This window comes from Klebsiella sp. MISC125 (assembly GCF_051131775.1).
Lineage (GTDB): Bacteria > Pseudomonadota > Gammaproteobacteria > Enterobacterales > Enterobacteriaceae > Klebsiella.
Map to the genome: position 1 here is coordinate 2,372,250 of NZ_CP180448.1, position 20,433 is coordinate 2,392,682.

Genomic DNA, 20,433 nt, shown 5'->3' on the forward strand with positions numbered 1-20,433 from the left:
GTTACTCCCCGAGATAGTGTTTAAGCGTCAAGCGCAGCTCGGGGCTCATACGATCCAGGTTATTGAATAACCAACGCAAATAGCCGGGGTCGTTTTCCGCTATTTCAGAGACCGCCTGGCCGCGATATTTGCCGAAGGTGAAGGTGGATAGCAGCGCCGGGCGGCCGGTAATCGTGGCCATATCATCCGGCGACCAGCCGGAAGTTTTGATAATGTCGAGCAGCAGGGCAGCGGTGATATAGCAATCGTACAGCGCCCGGTGATGATGCAGCCCCGGTGGCGTGGTAACGCTGAGCTTGCGCGATTTATACAACCCCATGTTGCTGTACTTAATTCCCGGCCACAGGCGGCGCGCCAGCTTCATGGTGCAAATCCACTCGCCCTGCATTTCCGGCAGCACCCGACGGTCAAAGCTGGCGTTGTGCGCGACGTACCACGGGCTGCCCATGTACAGCGGCACAATCTCCTCAATCCACGGCTTATCGGCGACCATCTCTTCTGTAATATGATGAATTGCCATCGCCTGCGGGCTGATGGGGCGGTCGGGGCGAACCAGATGGCTCATCGGATTGGTAATTTGTCCGTCCACTATATCTACCGAGGCAATTTCAACAATGCCCCCCTGCAATCCGCAGGTTTCTGTATCGATTACGCGCAGCATGGCTTGCTCCAGGCCAAAGAAACCAGCGTAATAGAATGCGCAGGTCTTGCCAACTCAGATGTCCACAGGGGACGGGAATTATTTCTGTTTCGGCTCATACGGCAGGCGGGAAAGAGAAACTGATGCCAGACGATGGGCAATCAGCCGCTCGCGAAACCAGTCGCGCAGGTGCGCTGGCTGCTCTCTTTCGACTAAATCAGCGACTACCGGCATATTGTAGCGCTCTTTAAAGGCGACGCCGGCCGCAGCAAGATCGACATTCACTTTGTCCATCTCCTCCTGGGAAATTTTAGCCAGGTTCTTTTCCATCGGTTTCTCCTTTGATAATGCCGCAAAAAGTACTAAGCATACGGCAAAAAGGCAAGTCTCAGACGCTTAGCTCGACTGTGTCATTATACAGGGTTATTCTCTGTGCTACATACATAACAAAAAGGAATGACGACTATGCCAATCATCGCCGGACGCGCGCTGCGTCTGTCTCTATTTCTCGCCTGCAGCCTGACTGCAGCAGGCGCATTTGCCCACGCACACCTGCAACAGCAGCTTCCGGCAGCTAACGCTGAGGTGAATGCGTCCCCGCAGGCGCTGACGCTGAGCTTCTCCGAAGGAATCGAAACGCAATTTAGCGGCGTGACCCTGACCGGGCCGCAGCAGAAAACGGTTGCCCTCGGCAAACCCACCCGCGATGAGAGCAACAAATCCCAACTGACGGTGCCCGTCGAGCAGGCGTTAACGCCGGGTGAATATACCGTTGACTGGCATGTGGTCTCCGTAGATGGCCATAAGACCAAAGGACAATACACCTTTACCGTGAAGTAAGCCGATGCTTAGCGGAGTCTATGTCAGCTTACGTTTTATCCATTTTATCTCGCTGATGATCGCCTTCGGCTGCGTGCTTTACGGTGCGTGGTGGGCGCCGGTGACCTTGCGTCGTTTGCTGATGCAGCGCTTCTATCCGCTGATGCGCCATTTATTGTTGGCGAGCGCGCTGTCAGCGCTGTTGATGCTGATGGCGCAGGGGGGGTTAATGGGCAACGGTTGGCCGGATGTCTGGCAACCCGCCATCTGGCAGGCGGTTGCCGGGACGCAGTTCGGCAGCGCGTGGGTGTGGCAAATTTTGTTGGCCCTGGTCGCGCTGGTGGTGGTATGGCTGAAACCACGGCGTCCGGCCCGCTTGCTGCTGATCCTCCTTTGCGCACAATTATTGCTGCTGGCAGGTGTTGGCCATGCCGCGATGAATGAAGGCTGGCAGGGGATACTGCAACGGACAAACCATGCAGTGCATCTGTTTTGTGTCGCCAGCTGGTTTGGCGGTTTGTTGCCGTTTATCTATTGTTTACGCCTGGCGCATGGGCGCTGGCGGCAGGCCGCTATTTACACCATGATGCGTTTTTCGCGTTACGGGCATCTGGCGGTGGCCGGAGCCATCGCCAGCGGCATAGTGAATGCGCTGTTTATCCAGGGAGGGCTCATCAGCGACTCGCCCTGGGGGCGGATGCTGTTGTTCAAATGTGCCCTGGTGGCCGCAATGGTGGCAATTGCGCTGGTGAACCGGTATGTTTTGGTGCCACGCATCTCGGCAAGCGGAACGCGGGCGGAACAGCTCATCGTGCGAACCACGCAGATGGAAATAGTATTGGGCGCGCTGGCACTGTTTGCCGTCAGCCTGTTTGCGACCTGGGAACCTTACTGAATTAACTGGTTAAATCATGAAAAAAATCGTTTTGACACTGTTGTTATTGGCAAGTTCTGGCGCTGCGCTGGCGGCGCCAAAGGTGATTACCGTGAGCCGCTTTGAAGTGGGTAAGGAGAGCTGGGCGTTTAATCGTGAAGAGGTGATGCTGACCTGCCGTCCCGGCAATGCGCTGTTTGCCATTAACCCCAGCACCCTGGTGCAGTACCCGCTAAATGAAGTCGCCGAGCAGCAGATGAAAGACGGCAAGACCAACGCCCAGCCGATTTCTGTGATCCAGGTCGATGATCCGCAGCAGCCAGGACAAAAAATGAGCCTGACGCCATTTATTGAGCGTGCGCAGAAACTCTGCTGATCGGTACTAGTATCCAACTGTATTTGCATGAAAAAAACCGCCATCGTCCCTTGCCGGGAGTGGCGGTTTTTTGTTGGCATTCGCAATTTTGACAGGAATTATTCGTCCACTTTTGTCGCGGACTGGAAAACCTGACACGGTAAACTATTCTTATAAGGCAAGGCGACTTAGCCTGCATTAATGCCAACTTTTAGCGCACGGCTCTCTCCCAAGAGCCATTTCCCTGGACCGAATACAGGAATCGTGTTCGGTCTTTTTTTATCTATTATTCAGAACGCCGCAGATTCCATTGCAAAATCCCGGATGGTTTTTTCGGGACTTTTTTCTTATACCACAACAATAATTTCCCAAACATTTCTTTTACAAAAAAATTGCCTGCCGGACTTCAATAAGTGACGGTCACCAGAATAGTGTCGCTATAGGTACCTGCAGGCTGGTTACTCTGCGCTGGGTTAATCTTTACCGTGTAGCTCGCAGATTGCGCCGTGCCGGAACCGGTGACGCTGAGATTATTGCTCTCCGTCCATGCGCTGCCGTTAGCCTGGTAAAACTGATACTGCAGCCAGGCCGTCTGTTGCGGTAGGCTCATCCGCCGCCAGTCGCCGACGCTGGTGTTGGTGATGCTGGTGAGGTTTACGGTATAGGCCGCATTTTTAGTGCAGCGGATGGCGAGTTGGCCGCTGTAGTCGCTAAAACTGGACGGCAGGGCGGCAGAGGTAAATATGACTTCCGGCGCGCTGTCGATATAGCAAAAATTGGTCACCTGCAACGACACATTCACCGTGGATATCAGGGTTCCGTTATTCGGAATACATATCTTAATGCCCAGCAGGTCGAGCCCGACGTAGCAGAATCTATACACCCAGGTAATTTTTAATGTATCGGTATAGGTACCGGCAGGGATATTTGCTCCGGGGGTGGTTCTGAAGTAAAGCGGCATGGTCCCGTCGCTGGTGTTAAATAACCCCAATAAATCGAGCAGCGTTGTTCTGCTCCAGCTAATCACGCCGCCATCCTGATAGGCCGGTGAGCATGAAGAGTCAACGCAGATGCTATATGGGACCGCATCGCCGGCGCCATTAAGCAGTAGCGGAATTTTGTTGCTCTGATTCGTTGAAGACAGCGTGGCGGTTAAGGTATTGGTCGAATTAAGTGATGCCACTTCTGGAGAGCAGTAAAAGCCTGCGCCCGCCAGGACGCCCAGCGGCGTGCTGTTGAGCGTAAATGAATCGACCGGGCCGATTTTGGGCGAACTGGCTACGATGTTGCAGGCAGCCAGTGCGCTGACCGATTGAGTCAGCAAAAATAGCGCAACACATAAAAATAGAAGGTGTTTCAACGTTGTCTCCGTTGTCATCAGTTGCAGCTAACCGGGCCGATCCGCTGCGGGACGGGCGTTGATTCCGGGAGTTCGAACTGCACGTGGCATCGCACCCCCCCGGCGTTTATCGTGACGTCATTTTTGCGTGTGAGATGCGAGAACCAAACCACGCCGTCGTAGCCCACCAGACCTTGCTGTTTACTGTTTTTCTCCTCAACCGGCGTACCAACCGGCAGCGGCTGCCCTTGGGCATCGACGAAGACAATCGTCGCCGAGCGCACGCGGTTTACCGGAAAATCAACCAGCGCGCCGCTGCCTTCACGGACTGCAATACGCTTCTCCACCGTGGCGGCTTCGGTATCCGTTGGCAGAGGAAGCGTATCAAGGGTGACTTTTCCCGGGTACCAGGCCGCAGCCCAGGGGATCAGCAGATGACCGTTCTTATCCGTCACGCCGACCTTACGATTTTCATAATTAACCGCAATATTCGGGTAGTTGCCGGTGGAAACAACGATAAAGGCGTCGTTAATTTGCCGGGCGAAGAACAGACTGTTATCCATCAGCACCACCGAACCAGTAGCTTCAAACCAGCTGTGATGATCGTCACGTGAGCCGTAGTAACCCCCGCTCAGCGTTGATACGCGGTTGATCCAGGTGAGATCCGCCTGGCTATAATTATCGCCGCCAACCGAGTGGGCGAGATTCCAGCCCAATCCACCTTCTGCCGGGGCAGAGCGACTCACACTGATATTTTCTCCCCATTGACCGGAGCTGGAGCGCTGGCCGCTTAACTGCACTGAACTTTGCGAATCGAACGGGATGATGACCTGCAGCATGCTGGCGTAGCTATTTTCTTGCAGATCGCGGTTTACGCTCAGGCTGAAGCTGCTGCTTTTCCACAGGCTGCGGCTCCAGGAGAGGTTCATCAGGCGCGTTCGTGAATTATCCTCGGCCTTGATATCGAAGTAGCCAATGCTAAAAGAGCCCAATACGCGTCCCCATGGGCTCAGGCTCAGCGTGGCCTGGTCTGACTGGCGGCTTAGCATGCTGGTCGAGCCGTAGGTGCTGAGGTTGTCATAGTTAGCGCTGCGTTGAATATGCTGGTAATTAATCCCCCAGCTATTGCCATAGTAGGAGTAACCCGCAGTGAACTGGTTACCATTTCCTTCGCCGCGGCTGGCGCTGGTCGACAGACTGAGGGTCCCCAGATTACCCACGCCGATATCGCCGCCAACCCCGGCATTGGTTAATCCTTTGCGGTCTTCGCTATGCGCTGAGAGGGTTAGCCAATTGTTTAACCCATAGCGGTAAATCGCGCTTACTGCGCCGGTGCCATAATCGGCATTTTTGATGCCGTAATTGTTGCGCAGGGCGCCGACGGTGAAATCAAAATCGCTTAGACCCTCCCGCAGGAGGGTATTTGAGACGTAAAAGGGAATATTGGTGGAAACCTGGCGGCCAAGGGCGTCGGTCGTTACCACGGTAGCTTCACCCGCGCCGCTGATATAGGGCACATTGGTCAGCGTATAGGGGCCGCCATTAATCTGCGAAGAGCTGGTTTTAAAACCATTAATAAACAGGTCGACACTTGAAGGGACCGCCGCGCTGCCGGATAAGTTGAGCAGCGGATATGTCACCAGATCCGGGCGAACGCTGAAATTGCGGCTCACGCGTAGTCCACCCATACGCACGGAGCTGCTCCAGGTGAGCGCGTTGCTCACCACATCACCTGCCTGGTAGCTTATCATCCGCTCGCTATCGCTGTACTTCCACAGGGTGTCGTAGCGCATATAGACCTGCTGCTCATAACCTGTTGAAGACCAGTTTTGTCGGATTACCGCATTATTGGAGAGGATACCTGCCGGGCCAAAAAGACGCGTTTCGCTGTAGGTGCTGGTGGTTTGCGTGCCGTCGGATGAAAAAAGGTTGTAGGCATCGTAGTTAAATAAAATCCCTGGACTGCTAATCGCGGCCTGGTAATTTTGCCCTGATGCCTCGCCGATTTTCTGCTCAGGAAGCCAGTTGTCCGGGACCTGCAGTTTGAGCATTTGCCCGGTCTGGTCATATTCCACCTTCACTGAAGGGAGGGTGGTGATATCCACCAGCGTGTCGCTGGTCTTCAATGGGATATGCGACTGCTGCAAAACGCTGGCTGAGACCCAATAATGACCATTGATGACCTTGACCGGAACGGTACCCGCAGGGGTATTACCGTTGACCGATAAACCGAGGTACAGCTCATATTCCTGCTTTTCGCTGTACGATGCCGCTGGCGCAGGCAACGAATCGTAGGTTGCGGCGTAAGCTGTTACCGACGCAATCGCCAGCAGCCCCCCATAGGTCGCCCTTTTCAGGTCTCTCATGGTTAACGGTTCGCCGGAATTTCCACCGCCTGACCGTTATCGGTTAATTTAGCAAACAGATGCATCCCTGACGGAACAGCAGATTTGCCTGCGGTCGGAAAACAGTTTTTTTTCTGCGCCAGTACGTAGCCAAGAAGGCCGTTAGCCTGAGAAATTTGACTCTTACCGCTGGCGTTTGCCCAGTAAACCGAACTAAGTCGGGCGTGTTGATTGCCGGTATTGTCGATGCAAAGCGCCTGACGGCTATTCTGCTGGGAAAGTGACCAGCGCAGCGTTGTCCTGACCGCTTCGACTGAGCCATCGTTCTTTAGCGGCGTGATGCCTTGCCCATAGGTAAACAGCGGCAGAACGTAGCGCATGCGCATTCTCAGTCCTGCGGAGTTTTTATCCGTTTGCACTGCCGGTTGCGCAGGAGGGATCTCATCAATAACGATGCGGTAGGATTTTTCTTTTCCATTCGCGACGGGAGCAACGCGCATCAGTCGTACCAACTGACGCTGTCCCGGCGCGACTGTGGTGAAGGGTGGACTGGCGACGACATCGTTTTGATCGGCATAGGCATCGGATGATGCTTTTTGATCCCAGGAAAAAACGCGCAGCTGTAAATTTACCGGCGTGTTGCCGCGATTCTCCAGCCACAGCTCAGAACCTTTTTCGTGGCTTTCGATAGTTTGAAATATCGGCCAGACCAGTACGGAACTGGCGGCCAGAACGGAAACTGGGGCGGATAAAGCGAATAAAAACAGCGCAAATCTACAGCGAGTCATAGTTAACCTGTGCATTATCTAATAGGTCAGCGTGACGGTGACCGTGTCGGTATAAGAGCCCACCGCCGGGAAGCCATTCGTGGCAAAAAGGCGGCCATAAACCGTGTAGGTTTGCGTGGTGCTCGGAAATGATGCGATGCTCAAAGCCTGCGTGCTGTTACCCCATACGGTGGCACGGTTGCTATCCTGATAAAGCTGATACGCCAGGGTATTACCGCCGCCGTTCGACATATAACGCTGGGCTGCTGAGCCACCGTTAACGCCATAGTCGAGAGCGATTGAAATAGCAGTGCCTGGCGTGCAGGTCACGATAATCGACCCCGCGCCTGGCGTACTGGCGACATCAACATTGCTGTAGAGCGATGACATGGTGCCGAAATTCAACGTGCCGAAATCCGTCGTTTGGGAGCCGTCTCCGGCGCCAAGCGCACAGCCTGCGGTTATCTGTGCGGAGACTTTTAACGTCTTCTGGGCAGTGGCTGCATGGGCGCCCGAGGCAAAAAGCAGAAATAATGTAAGCCACATTGGTCGAAGCATGACGCCCATTTCCCTTATGTCGTTACCAGGTTAACGTCGCGGTGACGATGTCGCTGTAGTCGCCAGCGGTAGGGGCATCCTGGTCTTCAGGGCGGATACGCGCAAAAATAGGGATTTCTTGCGGGCTGCCGGTTCCGGTGATAGCGATACTACCATCTGGCAGGATTTCGTTATTACGACCCACATCGGAGTACAGGTGATAGGCAATTAGCGCAGGACCCGTTGTATTTTTCATATAACGAAGATCTCCTGACCCTTGCTGGCCGCCATCCAGCGTCAGCGTTGATTGCAGATCCGCAGTACAGGCGATGGAGACCGCAGTGGCTCCGCCGCTGCCGACCATTCCGGCATCAATGGAGTTGGCTAAATCGCCGTAGGCGCCAAAACTGATGTTCCCCCATTTGTTAAGTTCTCCCTCTCTGGAACCATTCGACACCCGGCATCCGCTACCAAGCGTAAGCTGAACGCCAATCTGACCGCTTAGCGTGCCCGCGGCAAAAGATGGCTGAATGATGACGATTGCGCTTAATAAGCCGCCTAAGACACTGCGCGATATCGTTTTGACGTTCATGGAGAACCTCTTGATGGAAAGCCGCGGAAGAAAAACAACGATGGAGCTTTATGCTTTTATCACCGAACATGCGCTCCGGTTTAGTTGATTAACATATAACTACTTCTGCGAGATAAGCGTAATGTTGCATTATTAGCTGGATTTTTTTATTTTTATAGTTTTTAAATCTGTTATATTTGAATATGTTGGACATAAATGCTGCATGTTAATTTATTGTTGGTGTTTTGTTTTTTCTTTGTGTGGTGATGTTGGATGGGAGAATAAAAATTTTTTCTAAAATCACAATCAGGCGCAAATTTTGAAACAAAAAATATGGACAAAAAAGCAGGAATAGACTCTGAACGCATCGCTTTAGCGTAGGTAAGAGAGAAGACACCTGCACGAAATCAGGCCCATGGTGCAGGTGAAGTTTACGGGCCTACATCGGAAGTGGTTAAGTATATACATTTGTATGACAAATTAAATAATGAGCAAAAATTTATTTGCTTTTATTTGTTATGGATTGTTTCTGCTTATTGATTGAAGGGGTGAGAAGAAGATTTTTAGTCCAAAAATAACAATAGAATATTTATTCTGGTGCCACAAAGGAAGGGTATAGCCAGGTCTCGATAGTGCTTACTAAAACCCAGATTTCATCGCTGAAAATAAACCAAACGGCAACGGCTAAAATAATCAACAGCATAGCCAGCAGGAAAATTTCTGTTTTACTCATAACTTCAATAGCTGCCTGGAGGAGTGCGAGGAAGCCATGATAGTAACGAAAGCACAGTAGAAGATGCAAACGCCGTGGTGCTAAACGGCGTTAATTTTGTAGATAACTAGCGTGAAAATTAACTCATAAGCGTCGTCACCTGGAATGCCATGTCATCCAGCAACTGGAAACGACGGCGGTATTCGGCGCGTTTTTTACTGGCAATGCTCTCCAGACTTTTTCGTTCCAGCCGTAGTGGCAAACGCCAGCGCCAGGCCCCGTCAGCAACACCCTCAATGGACTGCCAGAACTCATCATAGCTGGCGTGAAAGTGACGTCCTTTGCTCAGACGATAGCGCAGTGCGCGGAATACGTGGCCGTTATCGCTCACGCCATATATGTCGTGAATATGACAACGTGCCGCCAGCAGCCAAATAAACTCCAGCAACAGGCGTTTGGGAAACAGCCCATGGCAGGCGCGAGTCGCGCGTTTGATCACCTCATGAGAGATGTTACTGCGCGGCCCTTGCAGACCACCGATGGTTAGCTGCCATTGATCCTGCTGCCGGGTGACGCTAAAGGTCGCGCTGGCAAGCACGTTATTATCGCTGTCACGTAACCATAGGGTCGTTTCGCCTTCACGTTCGGCTTTGCCCGCAGAGGAAGCGAAAAGAGTAAACAGGGCATCGTCTTTGCCTGTAAGCGCCAGCAGCGGGATCTCTTTTGCTGAAGTCATAGCGGCGGCAAGGCGCGATCCGGGCAGCGAGTCGATAAATTGATAATGGTTGATAATCGCCTGCGCACGCTGGCTGGCGTTCAAGCCGCGCGTCAGATACTGACGATGGACTTTACCCGGCAGCGTTACCTGTGCGGCCAGTAGCTGATTGAAATCCGCACGCGCTGAAAGGTTCTCCAGCATGTCGCGCGTTGGTGTATAAAATAGGGCCGTGCGCAGTAAAAACTTAAGCCGGTAATTGCGTTTTTGCCAAATTGGCGCAGGAGTGATTCGGCCCATCACCAGATCGGCAATAAGATTTGAACGTTGCTCAAGTACGCTGACTGAATGCAGGCTGTTATCCGTCACGATGAATACCTCGTTATTATCTGGCCTCTATTCTATGGATATATCGTAGAGAGCTTAATGCCCCCGCGGACTATATTTGGCTTTCGTTTAAAATTGATTGAGGTATAAATTCACGAGCGCAACAGTGGCGGAATTTTCCTATAATTGTGTCAGGAGGACGATATTATGTATCAGCGTATTGAGGGTTCCGCCTGGCGTAATATCTGGCTAGTTGGCGACCTGCACGGCTGCTTTGCGCGGCTAATGGCAGCGCTTCGGGAGCGCAAATTTGACCCTTATCAGGATCTGCTTCTTTCGGTGGGTGACCTGATCGATCGCGGGCCGCAAAGCGCGGAGTGTCTGGATTTACTGCGCTGTCGGTGGTTTTACGCGGTGCGTGGAAATCATGAACAGATGGCGTTGGAGGTACTCGAGGGTAGCGACATGATGTTGTGGGGGATGAACGGCGGCAACTGGTATACGCAAAGCTCAGTGAATCAGCGGCGACACCTCGCGGAACTTATTGCCCGCTGCCGATACCTGCCGCTGATTATTGAACTCCACAGCGCAGAGCAGGTACATGTGATTGCTCATGCTGATTATCCCGCAAGGGTCTATCGTTGGCAGCAGTCGGTGGATGAGCATCAGGTGCTATGGAGTCGACAGCGCCTCACAGATCACTTTGCTGGCCGTCATGGTGCTATCGACGGGGCGGATCATTTCTGGTTTGGCCATACGCCGCTCAAACGGCGTTATGACAGCGATAACCAGCACTATATTGATACCGGCGCGGTGTTTGGCGGGGAGCTAACGCTGGTAGCGCTACAGTTAACTCATTAAAAGTCGCTGTATTCGCGGGCAGGAAGCCAGAAGCTATCTATAAAATCTTCTACCGGAAAGCAGCCCCCATGGCGTATCCGCTGGTCGTCCATCGCTCTCGTGCACTGTCGCTCGTTATCGTAAATATCCACCACGATATCCTCGCAACCCCCATCCAGGTAACAAATAAATAGCACTAAGGCAAACATCCTGGCCTCATGTCTGGAAAAACATATTGATAAGTGTAGGAGATGTCAGGGGCGTGGGGGGAATAAATAACCCGTCTCAGGCGACGGGTTCATTTGAGTCAGGCGAGGCGCATGACCCAGGCATCGGATTGGCGGTCGTAGTGCTTACGGTAGAGGACGGAATGTTCACCATCAAGAATGGCTGGCACGCTGGTGTCAGCATCCCACGCGTCAAGTTGCATACATAAATCCGGATCGGATTTACAAGGAATGCTTAACGTTCGCTCTCCCTGCTGTTCGCCGTGCAGCACGGCGTCGTCTATTTCAAACGCGCCAATACGTACATTGGTTTTACTCATAAATTCACCCCGTTTGTCTTCTGAGTTGTGGTACGACCAGTTAAGGCCGACATTTTTCAGCGTAGACAACAGGGCGTAAACCGCCAGTTAAAAAATGCTGTTTTTTTGCACTCTGTCACGACTTGTCGGCAAAAAGCTTTCCGTCACGCACCAGCTCGCGGGGATAGCTGTTTTTTAAACGCGATCCGATTTTTTTCACCAGACCTAACGGCGCGCCCTGGAAAGTGATGATGGCATCATCCTGTTGCGGGAGCGTTTCAGGATAAACATCGCGCCCACGATACCACTCTTCCGCTTCGGCCGGGGTCAGTTCGAAAGGCCTGGCTGGTGCGGCCAGAGCAATAACCGCCTCGTGCTGCCAGCGATACCCTTTGTTGTAGGTTTCGGCCAGACGAACTCCGATGCGTGAAAAGCGAACTTTACCGAATAAACCTTCGAGTGCCTGGGGAAACAGCCAGATCTCTTTATCACGCTGCCACAGGGTATGGCTTGCATCCCATTGCAAGCCAACGGCGGCCGCGGCGGCAATGATGGCGGCGGATTCTCGGGTTTTCAGCGGCATAAAGGGGAATTTGCCGACTTTATAACCCGGTGCCGGTAAAGACTCAATGGCCGCGGTTTTACGCAGGCGGGCGACGAAAAAGCCTTCGCAGTCAAAAATCTGTGGGAAGACGTGCAGGAATCCCTCTTCGGTTAACGCCTCACCGGCTTGCGGGAACAGCGAACCGAGTGGTAACACCTCTACTGCCTGCGGATAGCGCGCTAACAGCCCGTTGACGACCTCTTCGTTTTCCTGGCGATTCAGGGTGCATGTGGAATACACCAGCGTGCCGCCGGGGCGAAGGGCGTGGAAGGCGCTGTCGATAAGCTCACGCTGGGTGACGGCGATCTCCTGGTTACTTTCAGGCGACCAGTTTTTCAGCGCATCGGGGTCTTTACGCACCACCCCTTCGCCGGAGCAGGGGGCGTCGAGCAGGATAGCGTCAAAACACTCTGGTAGCGCGGCACCGAAGACTCGACCATCGAAATGGGTCAGGGCGACGTTGCTTATCCCGCAGCGGCTGATGTTGGCATGCAGGACTTTGACCCGGCTGGCGGAGTATTCATTCGCCAGGATCCCCCCCTCGTTACCCATGCGAGCGGCGATTTGGGTGGTTTTTGAACCCGGTGCGGCGGCGACATCCATCACCCGTTGCGGCATCTCTCCGTCGGTAAACAGCGCGGCAACCGGCAGCATGGAGCTGGCTTCCTGGATATAAAACAGCCCGCTGAGATGTTCAGCAGTGCTGCCCAGCGGCAGGGCGTCTTCATCTTCGCGCTCGATCCAAAAACCTTCCTCGCACCACGGAATCGGCGTCAGCTGCCAGCTGTGGGGAGCCACCAGCTGTAAAAAGTCAGCGACGGTGATTTTCAGCGTATTGACGCGGATACTTCGGCGCAGCGGGCGTTGGCAGGCGGCAATAAAGTCATCGAAAGAGAGATGCATCGGCATGGCCGCACGCATTTGAGCGAGGAATTCTTCAGGAAGATAGACAGCGTTTTGAGCCACGGGGAGCGCACCACAACAAAAAAGGGTGCGCAGTTTACCATAAACGCTCCGGCGGCGGACACCGGAGCGTTTTTACGCTTAACGCGGCAGGGCAGTGCCCCATTCACGCCACTCTTTCGGTTCGCTTTCCAGCAGCAGGAAATGTTTACCATCCTGCGCTTTCGGCGCCAGCGGCGTGCCCGGCGGCGTGGCAAAGGCGATACCGCCGCGAATGAACTGATTAAAGGTACCGGTTTTCACCAGACCGCCAATCAGGCCAAAATCGAGGCTATAGCCGGAAGCCAGCCAGAACACGGAGTTATTACGCACCAGATATTGATAACGTTTACTGATGCGCAACTGCACCATCACGCGGTCTGACATTGAGCCGAGCATCAGACCCGTTACCGTACCCACTTCGAGCCCGCGGAACAGCACCGGCGTACCAATACCCAGAGAACCGGCCTCCGGCACTTCGACGATAATGCTCAGGCCATCAATATAACGAGAATCGCTAATCGTGGTTTCCTGAATTTCGAAATCACGACGCGGCGAGCCACGGCCCGGTTCTACGTTGATGTAGGCCTGGAAGAGGGTATCCAGGTGTTCGACGCCGGCTGCGGAAATCTGCGGCGTGATCACCGAGAAACGCGTCCCGGCACGGGCGAACGTATTGACGTATTCCGGATACAACACCGCTTTTGCCTGCACTTCGTTATTGGCGGTAATCAAATTCAGTGACTGAATCTGACCAATGTCGATACCCAGATAGCGAATTGGCATCCCTTCGGCCATTTTCCCCGCATCAAACGCATGTAGGGTTATCTGCCCGCCCACCGCGCGGGCGGTGGTTTCGGACGCATACAGCACGCGTTTGTTGTCGATACGTGCGCTGGCGCTGGCCCCGCTCAGATTATCGAAGCTGATTGCGCCTTTCAGCGCCCGGGAAAGCGGAGAGGCCTGGACCGTCAAACCGCTGCCGTTAAGCTGTACTTTCGCACCTCCCTCGGCCCAGAACACGCTGTTGCTGGTTAGCAAATGGCGATATTCCGGTTTGATGTGGATGTTGATCTCAAAGGCATTTTTGCGCGGCTGAACGGTGATGATTTCACCCACCGCAAATTTACGATACAACACCACGGAACCGGCTTGTACGTCCGGCAGAGTCTCGGCGGAGAGGCTGAGCGTAGTGGTTGGCAAGTCGCTCATACTGTTTTCCAGCGCCTTTTCCAGGTTAGCGTAAAGTGGGTAGCGGCTTTGCATCGCTCCCTTTTCGCCTGGAATAATGCGGATCCCGCCGTTGACCCACTCGCTGGCGCTGGCCCCGAGGAACTGCACGCCGTCGAGGCCGACTTTGACATCGATACGACTATTGACCACGAATTTGCTATCGCCATGAACCAGTGAACGGTACTCGGGCATGACCGCCACCTGGAAGGTGACGCCATCGGCATTCAGCTTGCGCTCCAGGACCTGGCCAATCTGGACGCCGTGCAGGATCAGCGGCTGTCCGGCATCGACACCGTAGCTTTCCGGCGCACTCAGCGTCACCGTGGCGACATCCGGTTCTTCGAGCAGCGATTTATCGGCAGGCAGTACCGCAAACTGGTTACGCGGTTCGCCTTCTCCGGGCACCAGTTCAAAGGTTGTACCGGTCAGCAGGGCACTGACGCTGGGATTATCCAGAGAAATCCTGGGTTTCTTCATCTGGATCAGCGTTTTCTCGCGCAGCAGGCTGACGACGCTTGGGTCGACGGTCATTTCGCCAGTCACTTTGCCATCGGGGTTGAGATTCAACTTGCTGAGCTGACCAACCTCCAGGCCCTGATACATCAGCGGCGTGGAGCCCGCTTTTAAGCCGGCACCGTCGGGAAGCTCCAGCTTCACCACCACGCCGCGCTGGCTGTGGGCCAGATCTTCATACAGGTGATAATCGGTGTTTTGCTGAGCTTCTGGCGAATTATCAGGGGAGTCAAAGGCAATTGCACCGTTCACCAGCGCCGAGAGGCTATCGAGCTGGACTTTTGCTCCGCTTAAGCTGACGTCCGCTTTCATGCCGGAAACATTCCAGAAGCGGCTCTCTTTTTTGACCAGATTAGTGAATCGCCGCTCGATCAGTACATCGATAGTGACGCCCTGATTGTTCGGATTAAGCGCGAAGTCATAAACCCGGCCGACCGGAATCTTACGGAAATAGACCAATGAGCCGCTGGTTAACGAGCCTAAATCCGCTGACTGGAGGTGAATCATCAGCTCACCATTATTAATGTGGTATTTCGGCTGAGTATCGAGGGCGACAAAGTGATCCTCGGGGTCACCCTGGCCGGGCATCATGCCGATATAGTTACCACCAACCAGCGCATCAAGGCCGGAAACGCCGGCCAGAGAAGCCTTCGGCGTCACCAGCCAGAACTGCGTATCCTTGCGCAGCGCATCTTTCATATCGCCTTTGACGCTGGCTGAAACCTCGATCTTACTCAGGTCTTTGCTTAGCGAGATATTTTCTACGGTGCCGACTTCTACCCCTTGATAGCGGATAGGCGTGCGCCCCGGCACGATACCATTGGCCGACTGGAAATCGATGGTAATCGTCGTACCGCGATCCTGATAGCTGGTCCAGATCAGCCAGCTGGCAATCATCAGCGCAATGACCGGCAGCAGCCAGAATGGCGAGATGCGGCGTTTGGTTTTAATTTTGGCCTCAGTCGGCGAAGCGGGCGTTTCCTGACTCATGTGCGTCCCAAAGTAAGCGGCTGTCCAGCCATTCAACAGCAAGGATAGTTAATATTACCGCGGCGCCAAAATAGACCGCGGCGGGCCCCATCGTAAACGCGAGGAGCTGATCGCGGTTGATCAGCGACATGGTTAATGCGATGACAAAAAGATCCAACATAGACCAGCGGCCAATCCAGGTAATCAGCCGCAGTAACAGGATGCGGGTACGTAGCCCCTGTTCACACTTGAATTGTATGCTGACCAGCAGCGTAAATAACACAATAACTTTGGTGAATGGAACCAGAATACTGGCGATGAAAACCACCCCGGCAATGGCAACGTTGCTGTTGGCCAGCGACATAATGCCGGAAAGGATGGTGTCATCCTGACGCGCGCCGTTGACGTAAATAATTGATATCGGCAACAGATTCGCGGGAATCAAAAAAATCATCGACGCAATCAGCGCCGCCCAGCTTTTTTGCAAACTTTGACGGCGTCGGTGGCGCAGGGGGGTGTGGCAGCGGCGGCAGCGCCCGCGTGAATCGCGGTGTCCGGTATAGTGGCAGCCAAGGCAAACTTGTAAATTGTTATCCGGCCTCAGCGCCGGGCGCTCGGGATAAAAACGCTCCCATAGCTCTTCAACGTTCAAATGGATAAGCGTCAGGATGCTGAGCAGGGTGAGCGCGATAAACGCAATCAACCCAATGCCGGGTTGCAGGAATGCATAATCCTGAACCTTGATAGAGGCAACGCCGATGCCGACCAGGTAAATATCCAGCATCACCCACTCTTTGAGCCGCTCCAGCATCAGCAGAACCGGTCGCAGATTCATCCCCAGCACGTTGCCGAGCCACAGATAGGCGATAGAGATCACCAGCAGGGTCGGCGCGCCAACGGCGCAAAATAACACCATTGCCGCGGTCAACGGATCGCCCTGACCGGTCATTTGCCAGATCCCCTGGAGGACGTTCGCGTCGATACGCACGCCCAACAGGTGCAAACGCAGAAGCGGTTCAGTCCAGGCAAAAGGCATCAGTAGCAGCATGGTAATAGCCATACTCCCCAGGCGGGTAAGAGACCAATCGCGACCATCGCGCACTTTAGCGTTGCAGCGAGGGCACCAGGCACTTTGGCTCTTTTTGAGGACCGGTAAGCGGAATAGCAGGTCGCACTGCGGGCAGCGTTGATAGTGGGCGTGCGCAATAGGGGCGCTGACCGAATGTACGATCATTTTTTTCGCTGGCGTAATCCGGGGTGTTTTTAGTGGCATTGATAGCGTACGGAAATGAATGTATCTCTCTATCTTAACCCAGGAATGAATTCATCTTGAGCATGAATGCATTTAAAGCTTATTTTAGTAGGCTGTAAGTGTAAGGTAGTAAGACAACTAAGTGATTATAAAATGAACAAACAAGAATTCTACGCGGATCTGAACCGCGATTTTCAGGCGTTAATGGCAGGCGAAACCAGTTTTCTGGCCATGATCTCTAATACCAGCGCGTTGCTATTTGAGCGCCTGGCTGAAGTGAATTGGGCTGGCTTCTATTTGCTGGAAGGCGATACGCTGGTCCTTGGCCCGTTCCAGGGCAAGCTGGCCTGCGTGCGTATTCCAGTTGGACGTGGCGTATGTGGTACTGCTGTTGCAGAGAATCGCCTACAGCGAGTGGAAGATGTCCACGCGTTTGACGGACACATTGCCTGTGATGCCGCCAGCAATTCGGAAATCGTCTTTCCATTGCGGGTGAACAATCAGGTTATCGGCGTTCTGGACATCGACAGTACGGCATACTCTCGCTTCACTATTGAAGATGAGAAAGGGTTGACTGAGCTGGTCGTGCATTTGGAAAAACTCATTGCTGCGACTGATTATCAAAAAATATTCACCCACGTCGCAGGATAATCAACGGATAACGTAGCATTTAGCGATGACGTCATTATAATGACGCCTGTTCATGCCTGCGGCTTGTTGGCTACGTCCGTTGTAATCAGGAAATTTCATGGAAAATCAACCTAAGTTGAATAGCAGTAAAGAAGTAATCGCGTTTCTGGCCGAACGTTTCCCTCAGTGTTTCAGCGCTGAAGGCGAAGCGCGCCCCCTGAAAATTGGTATTTTTCAGGATCTTGTTGAGCGTGTTGGTGGAGAGATGAATCTCAGTAAAACCCAACTTCGAGCCGCTCTACGTCTTTATACTTCGAGCTGGCGTTATCTGTATGGCGTTAAGCCTGGCGCTATCCGCGTTGACCTCGATGGTAACCCATGTGGTGAACTGGAAGAACAGCACGTCACTCATGCTCGCCAGCAGCTTGAAGAAGCAAAAGCGCGCGTTCAGGTACAGCGTGCAGCCCAGCAAGCGAAGAAACGCGAAGCCGCTGCCGCAGCGGGTCAGCCGGAAGGGGAGGTTCGTCGCGAGCGTAAGCCGCGTCCTCAGGTGCGTCGTAAAGAAGGCACTGAGCAGCGTAAACCGCGTCCGGCAGCCGTTGCCAAAGCGCCGCGTGAAGAGCGTCATACCCCGGTATCGGATGTGTCTGTACTGAGCGTTGGCCAGGCACTGAAGGTGAAAGCGGGCAATAATGCAATGGACGCCACCGTCCTGGAAATCACCAAAGATGGCGTTCGTGTACAGCTGACTTCTGGTATGTCAATGATTGTACGCGCAGAACACCTGGTGTTCTGAAACGGAGGCCGGGCCAGGCATGAACAAATTCTTTAAGCTCACCGCGCTTGCGGGCCTGCTAGCAATAGCTGGCCAGGCCTTTGCTGTGGACGATATTACCCGGATTGATCAAATCCCCGTGCTGAAAGAAGAGCCGCAGCACGCGACGGTGAGCGAGCGCGTGACATCGCGCTTTACCCGCTCTCATTACCGTCAGTTTGATCTCGACAACGCCTTTTCGGCAAAAATTTTTGACCGCTATCTGAATCTGCTGGACTATAGCCATAACGTGCTACTGGCCAGCGATGTGGCGCAGTTTGCTAGTAAAAAGAATCAAATTGGCGATGAGCTGCGCAGCGGGAAACTGGACGTTTTTTACGACCTGTATAACCTGGCGCAGAAACGTCGTTTCGAACGCTATCAATACGCGTTGAAAGTGCTTGAACGTCCGATGGACTTTACCGGCAATGACAACTTCAACCTTGATCGCAGCAAATCCCCCTGGCCGAAAGATGAGGCCGAGCTGAACGCGCTGTGGGATGCCAAGGTGAAATTTGACCAGCTCAGCCTGAAGCTGACGGGTAAAGATGACAAAGAGATCCGCGAGACCTTAACGCGTCGCTACAAATTTGCGATTCGTCGTCTGGCACAAACTAACAGCGAAGACGTTTTCTCGCTGGCGATGACCTCCTTTGCGCGCGAGATCGACCCGCATACCAACTACCTCTCCCCGCGAAATACCGAACAGTTTAATACCGAAATGAGTCTGTCTCTGGAAGGTATTGGCGCGGTATTGCAGATGGATGACGACTATACGGTGATTAATTCACTGGTCGCGGGTGGTCCTGCGGCGAAGAGCAAAGCTATCAGCGTCGGCGACCGCATTGTTGGCGTTGGTCAGCCGGGTAAAGGCATGGTCGATGTGATTGGCTGGCGTCTTGATGACGTGGTGGCGCTGATTAAAGGGCCGAAGGGCAGCAAAGTTCGCCTGGAAGTTCTACCTGCTGGCAAAGGTGCAAAAACGCGCATTGTTACTCTGACCCGCGAGCGTATTCGTCTTGAAGACCGCGCGGTTAAAATGTCAGTGAAAACCGTCGGCAAAGAAAAAATCGGCGTGCTGGATATTCCTGGCTTCTATGTTGGCCTGACGGATGACGTTAAGGTACAGCTGCAGAAACTGGAAAAACAGAACGTCAGCAGCATTATTATCGACCTGCGTACTAACGGTGGCGGGGCGTTAACCGAAGCTGTTTCGCTTTCTGGCCTGTTTATCCCATCCGGCCCGGTTGTTCAGGTACGTGATAACAACGGCAAGGTACGTGAAGACAGCGATACCGATGGCGTGGTGTATTACAAAGGCCCGCTGGTAGTGCTGGTCGATCGTTTCAGCGCCTCGGCGTCTGAAATTTTCGCTGCCGCCATGCAGGATTACGGTCGTGCACTGATTGTTGGTGAACCGACCTTCGGTAAAGGCACCGTCCAGCAGTATCGTTCGCTGAACCGCATTTACGATCAAATGCTGCGTCCGGACTGGCCAGCGCTGGGTTCCGTGCAGTACACCATCCAGAAGTTCTACCGTATTAACGGCGGCAGTACTCAGCGTAAAGGTGTCACGCCGGAAATCATGATGCCGACCGGTACCGAAGAGCGTGAAACCGGCGAGCAGTATGAAGATAACGCGCTGCCGTGGGATAGCGTTAACGCCGCGACCTTCGTGAAATATGGTGATTTGACGCCATTTGAAGCGGAAATTCTGAAACGTCACGATGAGCGTATCGTTAAAGATCCGGAATTCCAGTACATCATGAAGGATATTGCCCGTTACAACGCGATGAAAGACAAACGCAACATCGTTTCCCTGAACTACGCACAGCGTGAGAAAGAGAATGAGGAAGATGATGCGATTCGCCTGTCTCGTGTGAACGATCGCCTGAAACGCGAAGGTAAACCTCTGCTGAAGAAACTGGAAGATCTGCCGAAGGATTACCAGGAGCCGGACCCGTATCTTGATGAAACGGTTCATATCGCGCTCGACCTGGCCCATCTGGAAAAAGACAGGCCAGCGGTGGAACCGCCAGCTAGCAAATAAGCACCCAACGGGCACAAGTTATTGTGCCCGTTTTCATTTCTGCCGCCCGCCTGCTTTTT

Annotated in this window: 20 protein-coding genes and 1 pseudogene; 7 read left to right on the forward strand and 14 right to left on the reverse strand. The window is 53.5% G+C overall.

From position 1 onward, the window contains the following. Position 1 precedes the first annotated feature (1 nt). Positions 2-661, reverse strand: a complete 660-nt coding sequence (gene exoX / locus ACMYSL_RS11190) for an exodeoxyribonuclease X (protein WP_182239597.1) — start codon at positions 659-661, stop codon at positions 2-4. A 78-nt stretch (positions 662-739) separates the two neighbouring features. Next, positions 740-970 (reverse strand): DNA polymerase III subunit theta, encoded by a 231-nt coding sequence (locus tag ACMYSL_RS11195; protein ID WP_110274295.1) that lies wholly within the window; start codon positions 968-970, stop codon positions 740-742. Positions 971-1,105: 135 nt separating this feature from the next. On the opposite strand from ACMYSL_RS11195, the gene yobA reads away from it, so the two are divergent. From yobA to ACMYSL_RS11210, 3 genes are read left to right on the forward strand one after another with little or no spacing between them, the layout of a single operon-like run. Continuing rightward, a complete protein-coding gene (gene yobA / locus ACMYSL_RS11200; protein WP_181485793.1) occupies positions 1,106-1,480 on the forward strand; it encodes a CopC domain-containing protein YobA in 375 nt (124 codons plus the stop codon). 4 nt (positions 1,481-1,484) lie between these two features. Next, on the forward strand, positions 1,485-2,354 hold the full coding sequence (gene copD / locus ACMYSL_RS11205; RefSeq protein WP_434662862.1) for a copper homeostasis membrane protein CopD: 870 nt from the start codon (positions 1,485-1,487) through the stop codon (positions 2,352-2,354). Between the two features lie 16 nt (positions 2,355-2,370). Further along, entirely contained in the window at positions 2,371-2,709 is a 339-nt protein-coding gene (locus ACMYSL_RS11210; protein ID WP_167492753.1) for a YebY family protein, read from the forward strand. A gap of 385 nt (positions 2,710-3,094) precedes the next feature. On the opposite strand, the gene ACMYSL_RS11215 is transcribed toward ACMYSL_RS11210, so the two are convergent. The 7 genes from ACMYSL_RS11215 to ACMYSL_RS11245 all read right to left on the reverse strand — a co-directional run bounded on the left by ACMYSL_RS11215 (position 3,095) and on the right by ACMYSL_RS11245 (position 10,043). Beyond that, the gene (locus ACMYSL_RS11215) at positions 3,095-4,048 is read right to left on the reverse strand and encodes a Csu type fimbrial protein (RefSeq protein ID WP_434662864.1); all 954 of its coding nucleotides are present in this window, start codon (positions 4,046-4,048) and stop codon (positions 3,095-3,097) included. Positions 4,049-4,065: 17 nt separating this feature from the next. After that, positions 4,066-6,393 (reverse strand): fimbria/pilus outer membrane usher protein, encoded by a 2,328-nt coding sequence (locus ACMYSL_RS11220; protein ID WP_434662867.1) that lies wholly within the window; start codon positions 6,391-6,393, stop codon positions 4,066-4,068. Positions 6,394-6,395: 2 nt separating this feature from the next. Next, positions 6,396-7,160 carry a fimbrial biogenesis chaperone gene (locus ACMYSL_RS11225; protein WP_434662869.1) on the reverse strand — a complete coding sequence of 255 codons (765 nt, stop codon included), beginning with the start codon at positions 7,158-7,160 and terminating at the stop codon, positions 6,396-6,398. Positions 7,161-7,178: 18 nt separating this feature from the next. Next, positions 7,179-7,697, reverse strand: a complete 519-nt coding sequence (locus tag ACMYSL_RS11230) for a Csu type fimbrial protein (RefSeq protein WP_182239585.1) — start codon at positions 7,695-7,697, stop codon at positions 7,179-7,181. A gap of 22 nt (positions 7,698-7,719) precedes the next feature. After that, on the reverse strand, positions 7,720-8,268 hold the full coding sequence (locus ACMYSL_RS11235) for a Csu type fimbrial protein (RefSeq protein ID WP_112213298.1): 549 nt from the start codon (positions 8,266-8,268) through the stop codon (positions 7,720-7,722). Between the two features lie 568 nt (positions 8,269-8,836). Then, entirely contained in the window at positions 8,837-8,980 is a 144-nt protein-coding gene (locus ACMYSL_RS11240; protein ID WP_142514101.1) for an Ecr family regulatory small membrane protein, read from the reverse strand. A 118-nt stretch (positions 8,981-9,098) separates the two neighbouring features. Next, on the reverse strand, positions 9,099-10,043 hold the full coding sequence (locus ACMYSL_RS11245; RefSeq protein WP_304259917.1) for a VirK/YbjX family protein: 945 nt from the start codon (positions 10,041-10,043) through the stop codon (positions 9,099-9,101). A gap of 165 nt (positions 10,044-10,208) precedes the next feature. Here ACMYSL_RS11245 and pphA point away from each other — a divergent pair, with 165 nt between their 5' ends. Continuing rightward, positions 10,209-10,862: a protein-serine/threonine phosphatase gene (gene pphA / locus ACMYSL_RS11250; RefSeq protein ID WP_304259915.1), complete on the forward strand. Its 654-nt coding sequence runs from the start codon at positions 10,209-10,211 to the stop codon at positions 10,860-10,862. On the opposite strand, the gene ACMYSL_RS11255 is transcribed toward pphA, so the two are convergent. The 5 genes from ACMYSL_RS11255 to yebS form a co-directional block, all read right to left on the reverse strand. Continuing rightward, positions 10,859-11,050 (reverse strand): YebW family protein, encoded by a 192-nt coding sequence (locus ACMYSL_RS11255; RefSeq protein ID WP_110274283.1) that lies wholly within the window; start codon positions 11,048-11,050, stop codon positions 10,859-10,861. The genes pphA and ACMYSL_RS11255 overlap by 4 nt on opposite strands. A gap of 98 nt (positions 11,051-11,148) precedes the next feature. Then, entirely contained in the window at positions 11,149-11,388 is a 240-nt protein-coding gene (locus ACMYSL_RS11260) for a YebV family protein (RefSeq protein WP_110274282.1), read from the reverse strand. Between the two features lie 115 nt (positions 11,389-11,503). After that, positions 11,504-12,937 (reverse strand): 16S rRNA (cytosine(1407)-C(5))-methyltransferase RsmF, encoded by a 1,434-nt coding sequence (gene rsmF, locus ACMYSL_RS11265; protein ID WP_182239577.1) that lies wholly within the window; start codon positions 12,935-12,937, stop codon positions 11,504-11,506. Positions 12,938-13,015: 78 nt separating this feature from the next. Next, the gene (locus ACMYSL_RS11270; protein WP_182239575.1) at positions 13,016-15,649 is read right to left on the reverse strand and encodes a PqiB family protein; all 2,634 of its coding nucleotides are present in this window, start codon (positions 15,647-15,649) and stop codon (positions 13,016-13,018) included. After that, positions 15,618-16,901 (reverse strand): membrane integrity lipid transport subunit YebS, encoded by a 1,284-nt coding sequence (yebS, locus tag ACMYSL_RS11275; protein WP_182239573.1) that lies wholly within the window; start codon positions 16,899-16,901, stop codon positions 15,618-15,620. Before yebS ends, ACMYSL_RS11270 begins: the two co-directional genes overlap by 32 nt. A gap of 132 nt (positions 16,902-17,033) precedes the next feature. Between yebS and ACMYSL_RS11280 the strand changes: the two are divergent. The 3 genes and pseudogenes from ACMYSL_RS11280 (at position 17,034) to prc (ending at position 20,374) form a co-directional block, all read left to right on the forward strand. Beyond that, positions 17,034-17,547: pseudogene (locus ACMYSL_RS11280) on the forward strand (GAF domain-containing protein). 81 nt (positions 17,548-17,628) lie between these two features. Next, on the forward strand, positions 17,629-18,306 hold the full coding sequence (proQ, locus tag ACMYSL_RS11285) for an RNA chaperone ProQ (RefSeq protein ID WP_110274277.1): 678 nt from the start codon (positions 17,629-17,631) through the stop codon (positions 18,304-18,306). Between the two features lie 19 nt (positions 18,307-18,325). Continuing rightward, positions 18,326-20,374 carry a carboxy terminal-processing peptidase gene (gene prc, locus ACMYSL_RS11290; RefSeq protein WP_110274276.1) on the forward strand — a complete coding sequence of 683 codons (2,049 nt, stop codon included), beginning with the start codon at positions 18,326-18,328 and terminating at the stop codon, positions 20,372-20,374. Positions 20,375-20,433 lie beyond the last annotated feature (59 nt).

Coding starts and splice junctions, on each gene's coding strand:
- exoX (WP_182239597.1), bottom strand. CDS start 661: ATGCTGCGCGTAATCGATACAGAAACCTGCGGATTGCAGGGGGGCATT.
- ACMYSL_RS11195 (WP_110274295.1), bottom strand. CDS start 970: ATGGAAAAGAACCTGGCTAAAATTTCCCAGGAGGAGATGGACAAAGTG.
- yobA (WP_181485793.1), top strand. CDS start 1,106: ATGCCAATCATCGCCGGACGCGCGCTGCGTCTGTCTCTATTTCTCGCC.
- copD (WP_434662862.1), top strand. CDS start 1,485: ATGCTTAGCGGAGTCTATGTCAGCTTACGTTTTATCCATTTTATCTCG.
- ACMYSL_RS11210 (WP_167492753.1), top strand. CDS start 2,371: ATGAAAAAAATCGTTTTGACACTGTTGTTATTGGCAAGTTCTGGCGCT.
- ACMYSL_RS11220 (WP_434662867.1), bottom strand. CDS start 6,393: ATGAGAGACCTGAAAAGGGCGACCTATGGGGGGCTGCTGGCGATTGCG.
- ACMYSL_RS11225 (WP_434662869.1), bottom strand. CDS start 7,160: ATGACTCGCTGTAGATTTGCGCTGTTTTTATTCGCTTTATCCGCCCCA.
- ACMYSL_RS11230 (WP_182239585.1), bottom strand. CDS start 7,697: ATGCTTCGACCAATGTGGCTTACATTATTTCTGCTTTTTGCCTCGGGC.
- ACMYSL_RS11235 (WP_112213298.1), bottom strand. CDS start 8,268: ATGAACGTCAAAACGATATCGCGCAGTGTCTTAGGCGGCTTATTAAGC.
- ACMYSL_RS11240 (WP_142514101.1), bottom strand. CDS start 8,980: ATGAGTAAAACAGAAATTTTCCTGCTGGCTATGCTGTTGATTATTTTA.
- pphA (WP_304259915.1), top strand. CDS start 10,209: ATGTATCAGCGTATTGAGGGTTCCGCCTGGCGTAATATCTGGCTAGTT.
- ACMYSL_RS11255 (WP_110274283.1), bottom strand. CDS start 11,050: ATGTTTGCCTTAGTGCTATTTATTTGTTACCTGGATGGGGGTTGCGAG.
- ACMYSL_RS11260 (WP_110274282.1), bottom strand. CDS start 11,388: ATGAGTAAAACCAATGTACGTATTGGCGCGTTTGAAATAGACGACGCC.
- ACMYSL_RS11270 (WP_182239575.1), bottom strand. CDS start 15,649: ATGAGTCAGGAAACGCCCGCTTCGCCGACTGAGGCCAAAATTAAAACC.
- yebS (WP_182239573.1), bottom strand. CDS start 16,901: ATGCCACTAAAAACACCCCGGATTACGCCAGCGAAAAAAATGATCGTA.
- proQ (WP_110274277.1), top strand. CDS start 17,629: ATGGAAAATCAACCTAAGTTGAATAGCAGTAAAGAAGTAATCGCGTTT.
- prc (WP_110274276.1), top strand. CDS start 18,326: ATGAACAAATTCTTTAAGCTCACCGCGCTTGCGGGCCTGCTAGCAATA.